General features: G+C 62.1%; 1 protein-coding gene. It reads right to left on the bottom strand.

All coding sequences use genetic code 11. The annotated features are described in order from the left end of the window. Positions 1 to 33: 33 nt before the first annotated feature. Positions 34 to 576 carry a hypothetical protein gene (locus KVS69_RS18545; RefSeq protein WP_217539451.1) on the bottom strand — a complete coding sequence of 181 codons (543 nt, stop codon included), beginning with the start codon at positions 574 to 576 and terminating at the stop codon, positions 34 to 36. Positions 577 to 663 lie beyond the last annotated feature (87 nt).

Raw genomic sequence — 663 nt, 5'->3', positions numbered from 1 at the left:
CGGCGATGCCGCGCCATGCCCTGCACCCGCTGCTTACGCGCTATCCCTCCGCGCGACCTCTGCCGGGGAAGAAATCTCGCCGCGACGGGACAGCGCCAGTGCTGGACCCACTGCCAGCAGGACGATGTATATCGGGAGCTGGTACCGGGCATCCTGGGCGATGATCGCCACCATCAACACCATCGTGTGCACCAGTACCAGTGCGGGTATCAGTAGTATCCGTCGATCCCCGGTACGGCACCATGCCAGCACAGTCAGAAAAGCCAGCGCGCATAGAAACGGTGCGGGGCGCCAGAAACATTTCAGGCGTACGTCCAGCATCGTGCGCCCAATTGTGGCAGCAGCGCTTGGAAATGGTGATGTCTCGACAAAACCGCTCAATCCCGGCTGTACCCATTGCAGGCCGAGCTCGCCCTTGTCAGTAAAGCCGAACGCGTACAGGTAGAGGGGGCCGTCGTCTGCGGTCCGGTAGCGCCAGACCATGCCACTCGCGCACAGCATGTGGCCCAGCTCTACGTCCGCCCGGGCCAGCGCCATACGCAGCCAGATCCGGAACAGGTCGTCCTGATGCGTCACCGCTGTTGGTATGTCATACGCGGTGTCGAAGATGGTTGTGTTGACTACCGAGCAGCGTTAGCGCCAGTCATCGGCACCCTTGTCGAT

The sequence above is a fragment of the Stenotrophomonas sp. GbtcB23 genome (genome assembly GCF_019091045.1).
GTDB classification, from domain to species: domain Bacteria; phylum Pseudomonadota; class Gammaproteobacteria; order Xanthomonadales; family Xanthomonadaceae; genus Stenotrophomonas; species Stenotrophomonas rhizophila_A.
This window is presented reverse-complemented; position numbering and strand designations above follow the sequence as displayed.